The sequence below is a fragment of the Seonamhaeicola sp. ML3 genome, assembly GCF_023273855.1.
Classification (GTDB): domain Bacteria; phylum Bacteroidota; class Bacteroidia; order Flavobacteriales; family Flavobacteriaceae; genus Seonamhaeicola.
Window position 1 is genome coordinate 1,414,347 of the sequence record NZ_CP096884.1, and the last position, 16,159, is coordinate 1,430,505.

The following is a 16,159-nucleotide window of genomic DNA, read 5'->3' on the forward strand; positions in this document are numbered from 1 at the left end:
GTCTCTATTTCTAATCTGTTCTAAACTCTTACCAAAACGTATCCTCGTCTCGTTTTTTGATAATGTTTACCGTTCCAAAAGTAGTAGCGTTTTCCGTTTAGGGTAACAATTTTGTATTGTCTTGGAGCTTTTTTTATTACAGTAACTTTAGTAGCAGCTCTGGGAGTTACATGCGTAGCACAAGATGATAAGTTCAATAATAAAATAGCTGAAATTAAAATAACAAAAGTTTTCATAGCAATATAAATTGGGGTTTATATGCTACTAAGACTTTAATAAACTGTAAAAGTTTAATTTTTGTCATTCAGAGCGCAGCGAAGAATCTCCAAAATAGTATTATTAGGTTCTTATCACCTAGACTAGATTTCGTGAGAATATAGTATTGATTTTTTATGGAATACTTGTCATTCCGCCCTCCGAGGGAATAACAGGTGGGCTTATTTATCAAACAAGGCTTTGAGCTCTGTAGCCTCACTAGGTTTTATTTTTCCAGCCAACAATAAGCTTAATTGTTTTCTTCGTAAAGCGGCATCAAAGCGTTCTTTTTCAAGATCTGTTTCTGGGATGATTTCTGGGATGGTTATAGGGCGCCCCGTAGCATCTACGGCTACAAAAGTATAAATAGCTTCATTGGCTTTAGACTTTTCACCAGATTCGCGATCTTCCATCCAAACATCAATAAAAACCTCCATAGAAGTCTTGAAAGCTCTAGAAACTTTAGCTTCTACAGTAACAACACTCCCAAGAGGAACTGCTCTACTAAAAGCCACATGATTAACAGAGGCTGTAACTACAATACGTCTGCTATGTCGCCTAGCCGAAATACTGGCGGCACGGTCCATTCTTGCTAGAAGCTCACCGCCAAATAAATTATTTAATGGATTGGTTTCACCAGGTAAAACCATATCTGTAAGTACTGTTTTAGACTCTTCGGGCGTTTTAGCTTTCATTACTGCACGTTTAATTACGGTAAATGTAATACGCTTTTAATTAATTAAGAAAGAAACCTAGGGAAAATGTCTTAAGACTTAGTTCTCGACCTTTACAACACCAATCTTCCCTTTAAATTTAGCATTCTTACTAGAAGAAAGAACGGCTTTAGCAGAGTCTAAATCTTGGAATTTCTCGTTGTAGATTAAATAGTTTTGAGATTTTTTATCGAAGAAAAAACCAATGTTTTTATATCCAGCTTTGGTAAGTTTGAAAATGTATTCGTCTCTTTTCAAAACATCAGGAAAAACACCTATAACAGTATAAAAACCAGGGCTAACATTCTCTACTTCTTTAATGATAGGTGTTATACTTGGGTTGTTATTAAAAACGAAATGGCCTTTCTCTGTAATTGATTTTTCATCAATGTTTGAAGAAAGACTGACAGGTGGGCCAATACGTTTTGCAGGATTTTGTGGCACTTCCGTATTGGTTGTACTCACAGACGGGTTTGAAGAAACCTTGTTATCTATAATCTGCTTTTTTAACCAAGCATCTTTGTTGTGGTTTTTTCTAATGTCGTAGAGCGCATTGGTTGCTTCGCTCCTTGTTTCATAACTACCATAAACCACTTCATGTAAACCATATTTGTTTACACCTAGCTTTCTGGCTTTATACCCTTTGGCCTTTAATTGCTCTACTTTTTTCTTGCAGTTCTCTTCTACTCTAAACGCACCTGCAACAATATGGTAGTTACCAGTTTGCTTAGCAATATTTAAAGTTACGGTAGGGAATGGATTAAGGTTAAAAGTAGCTTGTTGGATTTGAGAATCTAGTTTTTCATAGGCTTCTCTTTCAGCCAATTGGTTATGAGATTCAATTTTATCTACATAAAACTTAGAAGCGCCAAAGCCTCCTAAAGTCAATGCGATTAATGCAACTGCTGCGTATTTAAAATAAGATTTTGTTTTGCGTTTTTCAGTAGAGATTACAATTGGGGTGGTGTTTTCAATATTTTCAACGGCCTTTTTGTAAGTTTCTCTGTTTATGCTTGGAGAGGCAAATTGGGATAACCCGAAAGCATCTGTTAAATAATTTAGTTTGTACGAGGGCTCAAACAACATTTTTCCTTCAGAGCTCAAAACGATTTCCCCAATATTTTTAAAAAGTAGAGTTTCCCCTTGTTTTAAACTGGAGTTTAAAACATTAACGCGTTTGGCAATTTTTTTGCTGGCAGCCTCGAAAGGAATCTTTTCAACATCAGCGATATAACGTGCCAATAGCCCATCATTTGAGTTAATTTGTTCGTTGAACGATAAGCTTTTACTGGGTGCAAAAAACGTGTCTGTAGTAGCATCAATTGAAGCAGATACCCTTTGTGTTAAAAAAGCACCAAAGTTAGGTATTGTAACGCACTCGTATCGGTAAAGTAAATCGCTTATATAGGTCTCAAGTTGCATGAAAACAAAGTTAAAAAAATAACCTGCCGGAAGAAATTTCGACTTAACTATTTATTAACATAGTAAAAATTCTTTTCTTGCACCTTAAAAACCAAATATATAGAATGACAGAAACGGATTTGCTTTATGCTTTAGCGCTTCAACATGTGCCCAAAATAGGTGATATAACAGCTAAAAAACTCATTTCGTTCTGTGGTTCTCCAGAGCGCGTAATTAAAGAAAAAAAGCAGAACCTTTTAAAGATAGATGGTATTGGTCAAAATGTTTTACAGGATATTCACAACCCCAAACATTTAAAAGCAGCCGAGCAGGAAATTCAATTTATAAGAGATAATAATGTAAAGGTTTCGTACTTCACCGATAAAGATTATCCCGAAAAGTTAAAGCATTGTATAGACGGTCCTATTTTACTTTTTCAAGCAGGAAATATTAATTTAGAGAATCAAAGGTTAATTAGTATTGTGGGCACAAGAAAAATCACTACAAGTGGTATAGCCTTTTGCGAGGCACTCATTGAAAAATTAGTGCCTTACAATCCGGTTATCATTTCTGGATTTGCCTACGGTACCGATATAACTGCACACAAAGCTGCTATAAAAAATGAATTGCAAACCATAGGTTGTTTGGCTCATGGTTTTAACCAAATTTACCCAAAGGTTCATAAAAAGTATATGGTAGATGTTGAAAAAAACGGTGGGTTTTTAACCGATTTTTGGAGTTCGGATGCTTTCGATAGGAACAACTTCTTAAAGCGAAATAGAATTATTGCAGGTTTAAGTGAAGCCACAATAGTCGTAGAATCTGCCGAAAAAGGCGGAAGTCTAGTTACTGCAGATATTGCTAACTCTTACGATAGAGAAGTTTTTGCAGTTCCAGGAAGGGTTACAGATTCTCAAAGTATAGGTTGCAATAATTTAATTAAGCACCAAAAGGCTTTGATGTTGAGCGATCCTATGGACGTTCCTTATATCTTGAACTGGCAATTTGAGGCCGAACAGAAACCTGCTATTCAAAAACAGTTATTTGTTGCGTTAGATGACACAGAAAAGTTGATTTATAACTTTTTAAAAGAAAAAGAAAAGCAACAATTAGATGCTATTGCAATTCATTGTAATCTGCCCATATTTAAAGTGTCTAGTACGCTTTTAAATATGGAATTAAAAGGTGTATTAAGACCTCTTCCTGGGAAAATGTTCGAAGTTATTTAATAACCTACCTTGGTTCTTACCCTACTCAATACGTCGTCTGCAACTGTCTTAGCTTTTTCTGCACCAATAGCCAGCGCTTTATCTAACTCATCAAGGTTATTCATGTAATAGTTGTACTTTTCGCGGGCAGTCGCAAATTTTTCAACGATTAACTCAAATAAAGCCTGTTTGGCATGTCCGTAACCGTAACCACCTTTTTCGTAGTTAGCTTTCATGGTTTCTATCTGTGCTTCGTCAGCTAAAATGCTGTAAATCGCAAAGCAATTACAGGTACTCCAGTCTTTAGGGTCTTCTAAAGGTGTACTATTGGTCTGAATACTCATGATTTGCTTGCGCAGCTTCTTATCATTTAAAAATATATTGATGGTATTGTTTCTACTCTTACTCATTTTTTCACCATCGGTACCGGGAATAAGTTTGGTTTGCTCCTGTATTTTTCCTTTGGGTAAAACAAACACATTACCTACTTTACTATGAAATCTAGAGGCAACATCTCTGGTCATTTCAATATGTTGTAACTGATCTTTACCAACCGGAATTATTTCGGCATCATATAATAAAATATCAGCAGCCATAAGCATTGGGTAAGTAAACAATCCAGAGTTTACATCTTCTAACCTATCGGCTTTATCTTTAAAACTATGTGCTAATGTTAAGCGTTGGTATGGAAAAAAGCAGCTTAAATACCATGATAATTCTGTTACTTGTGGTATGTCGCTTTGTCTGTAAAATACCGTTTTTTCAATATCTAAACCAAAGGCTAGCCAAGTAGCTGCAACAGAGTAGGTGTTAGTGCGTAATGTTTCGGCATCTTTAATTTGTGTTAAAGTATGCAAGTTTGCAATAAATAAAAACGAATCGTTTTCAGGTTTTTGTGCCATTTCTATTGCTGGCAGTATAGCGCCTAAAATATTTCCTAAATGTGGTGTTCCAGTACTTTGTATGCCCGTAAGTATTCTTGCCATTGTAAGTTTTATGAGGTGGCAAAGGTAATTTTTTTAATAGAATTGCTCAATACAATTATGTACTTTTACCCCTAATGATTGTTTTTAAATACATTTTTTGGTTACTGTATCGTATTTGGTTTTACATTCTTGTTGCATTTCCAATTATAATTTTGTTTCCTGTTCTTTTAATATCAATTTCTAAAGAATCATGGTATCCTTTTTTTTTTAAGTTGGCTCGTTTTTGGGCTAAATTCATTTTAATAGGAATGGGTTTTCGATACGTTTTAAAAAGAGATGAAGTGCCTAAAAAAGGCAAGAGTTACATGTTTATTGCAAACCACACTTCTATGGCCGATATTATGCTCATGCTGGTATCTGTAAAAAATCCATTTGTATTTGTGGGGAAGAAGGAATTGGCCAAAATTCCGTTATTTGGATTTTTCTATAAGCGTACCTGCATTTTAGTTGACAGAAGTTCAGCCAAGAGCAGACAGGCCGTTTTTTTAAGGGCGCAAAGGCGGTTACAATCTGGACTTAGTATCTGCATTTTCCCAGAAGGTGGCGTGCCTGAGGAACATATAGAATTAGATGACTTTAAAGATGGTGCTTTTCGATTAGCCATTAATCATCAAATACCAATTGTTCCTATTACTTTTGCAGACAATAAAAAACGATTCTCTTATACTTTTTTTAGTGGCGGTCCAGGAAAAATGCGCGTTAGAATCCATAAATTCATTTCTACTAAAAGTTTAACAATAGATGATACTAAGAGTTTGAATGAGAAATCCAGAACTTTAATTTTAAATCAATTACTGGAATTTAACAAATAAAAAAACTGCTCCGGGGAGGAAGCAGTTTTTTTTGATAATGGTTTTGAGCTTACTAAAACCAATTATCTAGATCTAACCAAAAACCTAGAATTTTATAGCGAATCCGGAATACACCCCAATAAAGAAAGGCGTGAAATTACCGGAAGTATTATTAAATGCATTAAACTGATATTTGAACATAGGTTCTAAATTCAAATCTAATCTTTTGGAAATGTGATAGTTGAAACCTAGGCCAAAATTAGCACTATAGCTTACTTTGTTTAAGTTACTAGCTTCTCCTAAAAACAATCTATTGCCGTTTTTAGATTCTGAAAATATTTCATTGTTATTTAAAAACAAAGAACTAAAACCACCGATAACATGTACACCAAGTTTTTTATTGGATAGTGCATATTGAATTTCTAGAGGGACTTCTATATATCCAAACGCTTGATTAAGTGTTGAATTAGTGGAGTTGAAAGCTAAAGGAACGTCATTAAAGTTTGCTTCACTGGCAACCGAAAGGTTATTTGATGAAGCTACACTTCTTGGGCCACTTTCTCTGATATTTCGTAATGAACTCTGAGATGAGACACCAGCGGTTTGTAATATTACAACGTTGTTTGTGTTGTACCCCAAACTTACTCTGTGAATACCCGAACGAATACTAAATTTATCATTTAATGCGTAGCTGGCAGAAATACCATAACTCATATTAACTTCGCCACTCTTAGAATTATTGTTAAATTGAGGGTCTATGGAAGACCCTTGACCTAGCGTATTAAAATACACCGGGGCTGCATTTGGCACTACTGCCCATCTGTTGGTTTTTTTAGTTATTTCAGAGTTGTCTTTATTTTCTTTTAAGGCTTCCTCTATGGTAAGCGTTTTTTCTTCTTTTTCGTTTAGGGCTAGGGCCTGATTGTTATTGTTATTTGAATCGGATTTGCTTTTTGCGATTGCATGATTAGAATTGGTTTGCAAAATTTTATTTTGATCACTGCTAGCAGGAGTATCGTTTTTTTCTGAATTCACAGAAGCAATATTTTGATTGTTTGCATTCTGTTCATGGGTGTTTTTTACAGCCCTGTTATCAGCAACTACAGGATTATTTTGAGTTTGATTAGAAAGTACATTTTGTGTTTTTTCTACTTTAATTTCCTCGTTAGTTTTGTGTGGTGACGATTTAGCAACCGATGGTTCTCGTTGTTTTGAAGTATTTTTATTGGTGAAATGAGAACTGTTGGATTTACCTTCATCTATTTCTTTTTCATCAGGGTAAGAAACAATGGTGTTGTTAGCTGGTGGATTATTGTTGGAATTGTCGGTTTCCACAACTTTATTTGGATTCTCTATATTATCATCCTTGAAAAACGTGCTGCCAAGGGCGAAAAACAATAAAAGTAATGCTGCAACACCTGCGTAGCGCCACCAAATAGGTATTACTCGTCTTTTCTTTTTCTTATTTAGGTTAGCTTCAATTTGTTTCCAAACAGCATCGCTCGGTTTCGCTTCAAAATCTTTGAAACTTTCTTGAAATAACCTGTCTATGTGTTTTTTTTCACTCATTTATAATGATTGCACACTCTGTGCTGACTTATAATCTAATATATTTTGTTTTAAAATCTGTCTAGCTCTTGCCAAATTAGATTTTGATGTTCCTACGTTTATGCTCAGCATTTCAGCGATATCTTTATGCGAATAACCGTCTAGGACATAGAGGTTAAAAACCAATCTGTACCTATCGGGTAGTTCTTGGATAACCTGTAATAGAAAATCTATCGAGAGCGTTTCTTCTTCAATTTCTACTTCACTATCCTCAACACTATTTTCATTTATTATATCAAATACTTTTTCATTTCTATAGCGCTGTAAAACGGTGTTTACAGTAATGCGTTTTAACCACCCCTCGAAAGAACCTTTATGTTTGTATTGTTCTATCTTATTGAAAATTGTAAGAAACGCATCTTGCAGGTTGTCTTCTGCTTCAGCATAGTTTCTCGAGTACTTTAAGCAAACAGAGAATAGCTTACTAGAAAACAGTTTGTACAGTTCTCCTTGTGCTTTAGTATCATTGTTTTTACAATTTTCTATGAGTTGATCTAAACTCAAATTAAAACATGTATTAGTTAAAACTCCTATTTTTTAGTTGGTAACGGGAACTTCAATAGTTAAAAATTGACTTTCCCCATCATTGTCTTCACCTTGCCAGAACTTGAAAATATAAGACCCCGTGTTTGTAACCATAAAATTAAGAGTTTCTTCAACAAGTTCATTTTCTAAAATTTCACAGTCGTTTCGGTTAAAAACAACATTAATAGGGGCTACGGTTCGCTCGTTCAAGTCTTTTAGATAATAAAAATCATTAAAAGCGTAACAAGTCGAGGGTCTAAAATATGAAATAGTAATAGGATACACTTCTCCTAGTGTAAACTCGTCAGGTATATCGACACTTTCAACAGGTAATATCTCATAGCTAAAGTTTGAACCATCATCATCTATGTTACATGAAGCAAATAATATTAGTGTCAAACAAAATAAAAAAATTCTTTTCATAGCAATTCTTTAATTGGGGTAACTAATACACGTTTTTATACTTAGATGCTATGAGGAGTAAAAGGTTGCGTTTGGGCATAAAAAAATCCCGATAAAATCGGGATTTTTAATGTTTTATTCGGTCACAATGGCTCGAACCTTAGCTTCGAGTTCGTCCATGAGTTCAGGATTATCTTTTATGAGTGTTTTCACAGCGTCTCTTCCTTGCCCTAATTTGGTGTCTTCGTAACTAAACCAAGAACCACTTTTCTTAATGATTTCGTTATCTACAGCTATATCTAAGATTTCACCAACCTTAGAAACGCCTTCACCATACATGATATCGAACTCGGCCATTTTAAAAGGTGGCGCTACCTTGTTCTTTACAACTTTAACTCTGGTTTTGTTACCGGCAACACTACCGTCTGTATTCTTTATTTGTGTTGAACGTCTTATGTCTAACCTAACCGAAGCATAGAATTTTAAAGCATTACCACCAGTTGTAGTTTCTGGGTTACCAAACATAACACCAATTTTTTCACGCAACTGGTTAATGAATATAACAGTACAATTAGTTTTGCTAATAGAGGCTGTTAGCTTTCTTAAGGCTTGGGACATTAAACGTGCATGGAGCCCCATTTTAGAATCTCCCATTTCGCCTTCAATCTCACTTTTTGGCGTTAAAGCGGCAACAGAATCGATTACAACAATATCAATAGCACCAGAACGAATTAAGTTATCGGCTATTTCAAGAGCCTGCTCACCATTGTCTGGTTGGGAAATTATTAAGTTGTCTATATCTACATTAAGTTTTTCGGCATAAAATCTATCAAAAGCATGTTCTGCATCAATAAAGGCAGCTATGCCGCCAGATTTTTGAGCTTCAGCAATAGCGTGTAAAGTTAATGTGGTTTTACCTGATGATTCTGGTCCATAAATTTCAATAATTCTACCTCTAGGATAACCACCTACGCCTAAGGCAATATCTAGTCCAAGCGATCCCGAGGAAATGGCATCGACATCTTCTACGGCTGCATCGCTCATCTTCATTACGGTACCTTTTCCGTAGGCTTTATCTAGTTTGTCTAATGTTAACTTTAATGCTTTTAGTTTAGCTTCTTTTTCTTTACTCATCTGTCTTTTTTCTGAAGTTATGCTTGCTAAAATACTATAACTTTTATCACAATACAATTTTCTTACGCAACCTTTTTCCACAATTTGCATCTACTTAAAAAGTAGTAAAGATATGCTGTGAAAATCACCTACTTTATTACAACTAAAACTAACTCAATTCTAACGGAAAAGCACTTTGCGGTCGCAAAGTGCTTTTTTAATTCTCATTTATAGTATTAGTTCTAAATAACTTACCTTTGCCCTTTCAAAATAAAACCTCTAACTCCGCATTGTGCGGCTTTAACCTTAAAAATTAGTATAGCATGCAACTGTACAATAAATTAAGTGCTAAAGAAAGAGCAGCGTTAATTGAGCAAGCGGGAAAAGACCGCTTAACGCTTTCTTTCTATCAATACGCCAAAATTGGTAATCCACAAGAATTTCGTGATCAGCTTTTTATAGTTTGGGATAAACTGGATGTTTTAGGCAGGATTTATGTCGCTTCCGAAGGTATTAATGGGCAATTATCTCTTCCTGCTGATAGGTTCAATGCGTTTAAAGAACATCTAGATACCATCGACTTTTTAAAAGATATTAGACTGAATGTTGCGGTAGAGCAAGATAATATGTCCTTTTTAAAATTGAAGGTAAAAGTTCGCAACAAAATAGTAGCCGATGGTTTAAATGATGATACGTTTGATGTTACGAACAAAGGTGTACATGTTGGGGCCGAAAAATTCAATGAATTAATCGAAGATGAAAAAACGGTTCTGGTTGATATGCGTAATCACTACGAAAGTGAGATTGGACATTTTAAGAATGCTGTAACACCAGATGTTGATACGTTTAGGGAATCTTTAGATATCATAGAAGACGATTTAAAAGAACACAAAGAAGATAAGAACCTGGTAATGTATTGCACCGGTGGAATCCGATGCGAAAAAGCCAGTGCCTATTTTAAGCACAAAGGGTTTAAAAATGTATTTCAATTAGAAGGAGGAATTATTGAGTACACACGCCAAGTAAACGAGCAAGAGTTGGAAAATAAATTCATTGGTAAAAACTTTGTTTTTGATGATAGGCGTGCAGAGAAGATAAGTGACGATGTTATTGCGCAATGTCACCAATGCGGTAAACCGGCCGATGTGCATACAAACTGCGCCAACGATGCGTGTCATTTGTTATTCATTCAATGTGATGATTGTAAGAAAGAAATGGATAACTGTTGTTCTACCACCTGTCAAGAAATAAATGCGTTGCCTTACGAAGAGCAAAAAGCTCTCCGAAAAGGACAAGGTAATAGTAATGATATTTTTAAGAAAGGGCGTGCAGATCATTTACCCTTTAAAAAGGACCTTAGAAATATTTACGAAAATCTTAAGGTTGATAAAAAATAGTGCTATGCAACAAATAGAATTAATGGCTCCGGCCGGAAATTTTGAATCACTTCAGGCGGCATTGGATAATGGTGCTGATTCGGTATATTTTGGGGTTGAGCAATTAAATATGAGAGCGAGGGCCTCTATTAACTTCACTTTAGATGACCTTGAAGAGATTTCAGCAAGGTGTAAAGCTAAAAATGTCCGTACTTATCTTACGCTCAATACGATTATTTACGATCACGATTTATCCATAGTAAAAACCTTGATTAAAAGAGCAAAAGAAGCCGATATTACCGCCGTAATTGCAATGGATCAGGCTGTAATTGGCATGGCTCGTGAGCAGCAGATGGAGGTGCATATTTCTACCCAAATCAATATCACAAATATTGAAACGGTTAGGTTCTATGCGATGTTCGCAGACACTATGGTGTTGAGTAGGGAATTGAGTTTGCGTCAGGTAAAGAAGATAACCGAGCAAATTGAAAAGGAACAAATAAAAGGCCCTTCAGGAAGGTTGGTTGAGATTGAGATTTTTGGTCATGGAGCCCTTTGTATGGCGGTTTCTGGGAAGTGTTATATGAGTTTGCATTCGCATAATTCCTCTGCAAATAGAGGGGCTTGTAAGCAGAATTGTAGAAAGAAATATACGGTTATAGATCAAGAAACCGGTTTTGAGATGGAACTTGATAATGAATATATCATGTCACCAAAAGACTTGTGTACCATTGATTTTCTGGATCAAGTTGTAGATGCAGGAATCAAAGTATTAAAAATTGAAGGACGAGGCAGAGCGCCAGAATATGTTGCAAAGGTGATAAAATGTTATCGCGAAGCTATTGATAGTATTGCCAACGGAACTTATAATAAGGACGAAGTGATTTCTTGGATGCAAACTTTAGAGACGGTTTACAATAGAGGGTTTTGGAGCGGTTATTATTTAGGTCAGAAATTAGGTGAGTGGAGTAAAGGTTCGGGTTCACATGCTACCCAAAAGAAAGTTTATATTGGTAAGGGCATGCACTATTTCCCAAAGCCAGAAATTGGTGAGTTTAAAATTGAAGCGTTCGATTTGAGTATTGGTGATACCATCCTCATTACTGGGCCAACTACAGGAGTAAAAGAATTAGCTGTCGAAGACATGTTAGTTAATGATGAAAAACTATCTTCAGCTTCAAAAGGAGATTCTGTAACTATTCCGTTAGGTTTTAGGATTAGGCCTTCAGATAAACTTTATAAAATTGTAGAAAATAAAGTAGAGGCTTAATGGTAGTAGTTACGTTGCAACGCGATAAATGTATTGGCTGTAATTACTGTGTAGAATTAGCGCCTATGCAATTTCAAATGTCAAAAAAAGACGGGAAAAGTGTGCTTTTGCACGCCAAAGAAAAGAAAGGGTTTTATACGGTAAAGTCGCCCGACGAGTTTATTTTTGAGGATTGCGATAAAGCTGCAAAAGCCTGTCCAGTTAAAATAATTAGTGTAAAGAACGTTTAAGACGCTATTTTAACTTGGCTAATTTTTAGGTAAGTATAATAATCTTATCTTTACGTCGATAAGATTCTTTTTTGAAATTTCATTTCAAAAAAACCATTAAATTGTCATTCTCGCGAAGGCGGGAAACTAAATTAATTATAAATCTCCATTCGCAATAACTTAATTATTAGCGAATTCAATATATAAAACATATGGCTTGCCAAAGCTGCGCAACTAAAGATGGCCAACCAAAAGGCTGTAAAAACAATGGTACTTGTGGTACAGACAGTTGTAATAAATTAACTGTTTTCGATTGGTTATCTAACATGTCACTTCCAAGTGGTGAAAAACCATTTAATTGGGTTGAGGTTCGTTATAAAAACGGACGAAAAGAATACTACCACAATCCTGAAAATTTAACACTTAGTATTGGCGATATTGTAGCCACACAAGCAAAAGCAGGTCATGACATTGGTATGGTTACGCTTACTGGCGAATTGGTTCGCGTACAAATGAAGCGCAAGAATATTCCAGATAATATTGAAGAAGGGCTAAAAATTTATAGAAAAGCCTCTCAAAAAGATATAGATATTTGGCAGAAAGCCCGTGATAGGGAAGAGCCCATGAAGGTAAAGGCAAGACAGTTTGCGATTGACCTTAAACTATCCATGAAAATTTCTGATATCGAATTTCAAGGTGATGCCAGTAAAGCCACATTTTATTATACCGCCGAAGAACGTGTGGATTTTAGAGAACTCATTAAAGTTTTTGCGCGCGAGTTTAGAACCCGTATTGAGATGAAACAGGTTGGGTTTAGACAAGAGGCGTCAAGATTAGGAGGTATAGGTTCTTGTGGGCGCGAGTTATGTTGTTCTACTTGGTTAACCGATTTCCGTTCGGTAAGTACATCGGCGGCACGTTATCAGCAATTATCACTAAATCCGCAGAAGTTAGCTGGACAGTGTGGTAAGTTAAAGTGTTGTTTGAATTACGAGTTAGATACTTATTTAGATGCCTTAAAAGATTTTCCAAAAACTGATACAAAACTCTACACAGAAAAGGGGACGGCTGTTTGCCAAAAAACCGATATTTTCAAAAGGCACATGTGGTATGCTTATGAAGGTGAGTGGGCCAATTGGCATAAATTAACTACCGATCAAGTACTGGAGATTATAGATTTAAATAAAAATAAAATAAAAGTAACTAGCCTTGAAGAATATGCATCAGATACAGCAGAAGATACTAAGGCAGAGTTTGAAAACGTTGTAGGTCAAGATAGTTTAACACGCTTTGATAATCCAAAGTCCAATAAACGACGTAAAAATAATAGGAACAGAAAGAATAACAGAAATAGAAACAAAAACAGAAGAAAACCTCAAAACGCTAAAAATGCAGCAAAATAAAATTTGGCTATTTTTTTTAATTGTTTCTTTTGTATTGGTTTCCTGTGATTCAAATCGTGTGTTCGATACATATAAATCTATTCCCAATACTTGGCATAAAGATTCTGTTGTTAGCTTTAATATTGCGCCTCCAGATTCTACAAATGCCTATAATTTATTTGTTAATCTAAGAAATACCAATGCCTATAAATACAACAATTTGTTTTTAATTGTTGAAATGGTTTTCCCCAATGGAAAGACGATTAAAGATACTTTAGAGTACAGGATGGCAGATCCCACGGGTAAGTTGTTAGGCACAGGATTTACCGATATTAAAGAGAACAAACTTTGGTATAAGGAACATGTGGTTTTTCAAGAAGCTGGCACTTATACTGTTAACATTCAGCAAGCTATGCGAGAGCAGGGAAAAGTTCATGGTGTTATTGAGTTAGAAGGTATTACAGATGTTGGTTTTAGAATAGAAAAGCCCGAAACAAAATAATTGTCACTTCGAGTGATTTCGCTTAGGCGGAATTGTATCGAGAAGTATTTAACAGTAAAGCATTAAATGGCAAAAAAAGAAAAAAATACAACTCCTGATTTTTCGAAATTTATTCGCTGGTTTTGGATCCTTTTTTCAGGAGGCATATTATCTGTAGTTTTTATTTTCTTAGCAGCTTCTTGGGGCTGGTTGGGCGAAATGCCAGATCATACGCAGTTAGAAAATTTAAAAACTAATTTAGCTACCGAGATTATCTCTTCAGATGGACAGACTTTAGGTAAGTTTTACCTAAACGATAATAGAACTCCAGTAAATTATGAAGAACTCCCAAAACATCTGGTTGAGGCATTAATCGCTACCGAAGATGTTCGTTTTCATAAACATTCAGGCATTGATTTTCGAGGCACTTTACGAGCTATTGCCATGATGGGAAAAGGAGGTGGAGCCAGTACGATTTCTCAGCAATTGGCAAAACAACTTTTTACAAAGCAAGTTTCTAGCAGTAAAATAGAGCGGGCGTTTCAAAAAGTTAAAGAATGGATTATTGCTATCCGTCTAGAACGTCAATACACCAAAGAGGAAATTATTGCACAATACTTCAATATTTATGATTTTCTAAATAACGCAGATGGTATAAGAAGTGCTTCTTCAATTTATTTCGATAAAGAACTAAACGAACTCTCAATAAAGGAATCTGCTATGTTAGTAGGCATGTTTAAGAACGCTGCTTATTTCAACCCAAGAAGAAATCCCGTTAAAGTAAAAGATAGACGAAATGTGGTATTGGCTCAGATGAACAAATATGAGTTTCTTGATAAAAGCACCACAGATTCTCTTCAAAAGACCGATTTGGATGTTAAATACACGCCGCAGTCTCACCGAGATGGCATTGCAACATATTTTAGGGGTTATTTAAATGATTTCATGAAAGATTGGATTAAGGCAAATCCCAAACCTGATGGTTCAAAATGGAATCTGTACAATGATGGTTTAAAAATCTACACAACCATAGACTCGCGTATGCAAAAGTATGCCGAGGATGCTGTACAGCAACATATGCCCAGATTACAGGCCGAGTTTTTCCATCAAAATACACCAATGCGAAATCCTACGGCACCGTTTTTAGATTTAACCAGAGGGGCCATAGACACCCTAATGCGATTATCCATGCGCCGTTCTGAGCGTTGGAGACATATGCGTTATGATCTTAAGAAATCTGTAGAAGAAATTAAAGCATCTTTTCACAAGCCTATAAAAATGACCGTTTTTCAATGGAAAGATGGTAAAGCAAGTGAAGTAGATACCATTATGAAACCTATAGATTCCATGCGTTATTACAAATCGTTTTTGCGAACCGGTATGATGTCTATGGATCCTCATACGGGTCATGTAAAAGCTTGGGTAGGTGGAATGAACTACAGGCATTTTCAGTACGATATGGTAAAGCAAGGTAAACGCCAAATAGGATCTACGTTTAAGCCTTTTGTATACGCTACCGCTATCGATCAATTACATTATTCACCATGCAAGGAGTTTCCGGACACGCCTTATTGTATTGAAAAAATGAAACATGGGAACATGGAAGAGTGGTGCCCTAGAAACTCGGGTGGTGAAAATGATTATGGAGGAAACAGAACTTTACAAGATGCTTTAGCTAATTCTGTGAATACCATTACTGCTAGATTAATCGATCAAGTTGGGCCACAACCTGTGGTTGATTTAGCAAGGAAATTAGGTGTTGAATCTGATATACTTCCTGTACCGTCTATTGCTCTGGGAACACCCGATTTAAGTGTTTATGAAATGGTGGGGGCGTATTCTACATTTGCCAATAAAGGCGTTTATACTAAACCGGTGATGGTAACCACCATTGAAGATAAAAATGGAACTGTACTCTATCAGTTTAAACCAGAAACTCGTGATGTTTTAAGTGAAGAGACAGCTTATGTAGCCGTAAAACTTATGGAAGGGGTTACCAAATATGGTTCTGGAGCTAGATTGAGAGGTAAAGGCAGAGAAAAAACGAGAGTTGATTTTAGGGAAATAATAACAGGTTATCCTTATGAATTTGAAAACCCAATAGCGGGGAAAACGGGAACGACCCAAAACCAAAGTGATGGTTGGTTCATGGGCATGGTGCCTAATTTAGTTACAGGTGTTTGGGTTGGTGCCGAAGATAGAGCGGCTCATTTTGCTAGTATAACATATGGACAAGGGGCAGCTATGGCATTACCAATTTGGGGAATTTATATGAAAAGCTGTTATGCCGACGAAACTTTAAACATATCTAAAGAAGAATTTGAAGAACCCGAAGCGTTATCTATTGTAGTGGATTGTTCTAAATTGACAGAAAAGGACATGCTAACAGATGATGATTTAGATAATGAAATCCCGGATGATTTAGAAGGGTTTTAAAAC

The 16,159-nt window shown here is 35.8% G+C and carries 16 protein-coding genes; 8 read left to right on the forward strand and 8 right to left on the reverse strand.

What is annotated here, in order from left to right; translation table 11 throughout:
• Window positions 1–20: 20 nt before the first annotated feature.
• From M0214_RS06420 to M0214_RS06430, 3 genes are all read right to left on the reverse strand, one after another.
• The gene (locus tag M0214_RS06420) at window positions 21–236 is read right to left on the reverse strand and encodes a DUF6515 family protein (RefSeq protein WP_248724642.1); all 216 of its coding nucleotides are present in this window, start codon (window positions 234–236) and stop codon (window positions 21–23) included.
• A 201-nt stretch (window positions 237–437) separates the two neighbouring features.
• On the reverse strand, window positions 438–950 hold the full coding sequence (locus M0214_RS06425) for an acyl-CoA thioesterase (RefSeq protein ID WP_248724643.1): 513 nt from the start codon (window positions 948–950) through the stop codon (window positions 438–440).
• Between the two features lie 78 nt (window positions 951–1,028).
• The gene (locus M0214_RS06430; RefSeq protein WP_371873547.1) at window positions 1,029–2,390 is read right to left on the reverse strand and encodes an SPOR domain-containing protein; all 1,362 of its coding nucleotides are present in this window, start codon (window positions 2,388–2,390) and stop codon (window positions 1,029–1,031) included.
• A gap of 104 nt (window positions 2,391–2,494) precedes the next feature.
• Here M0214_RS06430 and dprA point away from each other — a divergent pair, with 104 nt between their 5' ends.
• Window positions 2,495–3,598 carry a DNA-processing protein DprA gene (gene dprA, locus M0214_RS06435; RefSeq protein WP_248724644.1) on the forward strand — a complete coding sequence of 368 codons (1,104 nt, stop codon included), beginning with the start codon at window positions 2,495–2,497 and terminating at the stop codon, window positions 3,596–3,598.
• On the opposite strand, the gene trpS is transcribed toward dprA, so the two are convergent.
• Window positions 3,595–4,563 carry a tryptophan--tRNA ligase gene (gene trpS / locus M0214_RS06440; protein ID WP_248724645.1) on the reverse strand — a complete coding sequence of 323 codons (969 nt, stop codon included), beginning with the start codon at window positions 4,561–4,563 and terminating at the stop codon, window positions 3,595–3,597. The two genes, dprA and trpS, sit on opposite strands and share 4 nt — an antisense overlap.
• Before the next feature lie 212 nt (window positions 4,564–4,775).
• On the opposite strand from trpS, the gene M0214_RS06445 reads away from it, so the two are divergent.
• Window positions 4,776–5,375 (forward strand): 1-acyl-sn-glycerol-3-phosphate acyltransferase, encoded by a 600-nt coding sequence (locus M0214_RS06445; RefSeq protein ID WP_248724939.1) that lies wholly within the window; start codon window positions 4,776–4,778, stop codon window positions 5,373–5,375.
• A gap of 84 nt (window positions 5,376–5,459) precedes the next feature.
• Here M0214_RS06445 and M0214_RS06450 read toward each other — a convergent pair whose 3' ends face one another.
• The 4 genes from M0214_RS06450 to recA form a co-directional block, all read right to left on the reverse strand.
• Window positions 5,460–6,923: an outer membrane beta-barrel protein gene (locus tag M0214_RS06450; protein ID WP_248724646.1), complete on the reverse strand. Its 1,464-nt coding sequence runs from the start codon at window positions 6,921–6,923 to the stop codon at window positions 5,460–5,462.
• The gene (locus M0214_RS06455; protein WP_248724647.1) at window positions 6,924–7,466 is read right to left on the reverse strand and encodes an RNA polymerase sigma factor; all 543 of its coding nucleotides are present in this window, start codon (window positions 7,464–7,466) and stop codon (window positions 6,924–6,926) included.
• 33 nt (window positions 7,467–7,499) lie between these two features.
• Window positions 7,500–7,910: a hypothetical protein gene (locus M0214_RS06460; protein WP_248724648.1), complete on the reverse strand. Its 411-nt coding sequence runs from the start codon at window positions 7,908–7,910 to the stop codon at window positions 7,500–7,502.
• 114 nt (window positions 7,911–8,024) lie between these two features.
• Complete coding sequence (gene recA, locus M0214_RS06465; protein ID WP_248724649.1) at window positions 8,025–9,023, reverse strand: recombinase RecA; 999 nt, start codon at window positions 9,021–9,023, stop codon at window positions 8,025–8,027.
• Window positions 9,024–9,325: 302 nt separating this feature from the next.
• Here recA and M0214_RS06470 point away from each other — a divergent pair, with 302 nt between their 5' ends.
• The 6 genes from M0214_RS06470 to M0214_RS06495 all read left to right on the forward strand — a co-directional run bounded on the left by M0214_RS06470 (window position 9,326) and on the right by M0214_RS06495 (window position 16,156).
• Complete coding sequence (locus M0214_RS06470) at window positions 9,326–10,399, forward strand: rhodanese-related sulfurtransferase (RefSeq protein WP_248724650.1); 1,074 nt, start codon at window positions 9,326–9,328, stop codon at window positions 10,397–10,399.
• Between the two features lie 4 nt (window positions 10,400–10,403).
• A complete protein-coding gene (locus M0214_RS06475; RefSeq protein WP_248724651.1) occupies window positions 10,404–11,648 on the forward strand; it encodes a peptidase U32 family protein in 1,245 nt (414 codons plus the stop codon).
• Complete coding sequence (locus M0214_RS06480) at window positions 11,648–11,878, forward strand: ferredoxin (protein WP_248724652.1); 231 nt, start codon at window positions 11,648–11,650, stop codon at window positions 11,876–11,878. Before M0214_RS06475 ends, M0214_RS06480 begins: the two co-directional genes overlap by 1 nt.
• Window positions 11,879–12,069: 191 nt before the next feature.
• Complete coding sequence (locus tag M0214_RS06485; protein ID WP_248724653.1) at window positions 12,070–13,260, forward strand: regulatory iron-sulfur-containing complex subunit RicT; 1,191 nt, start codon at window positions 12,070–12,072, stop codon at window positions 13,258–13,260.
• Complete coding sequence (locus M0214_RS06490; RefSeq protein ID WP_248724654.1) at window positions 13,247–13,741, forward strand: gliding motility lipoprotein GldH; 495 nt, start codon at window positions 13,247–13,249, stop codon at window positions 13,739–13,741. Before M0214_RS06485 ends, M0214_RS06490 begins: the two co-directional genes overlap by 14 nt.
• 66 nt (window positions 13,742–13,807) lie before the next feature.
• A complete protein-coding gene (locus M0214_RS06495; RefSeq protein WP_248724655.1) occupies window positions 13,808–16,156 on the forward strand; it encodes a penicillin-binding protein 1A in 2,349 nt (782 codons plus the stop codon).
• The last annotated feature ends 3 nt before the right edge of the window (window positions 16,157–16,159 follow it).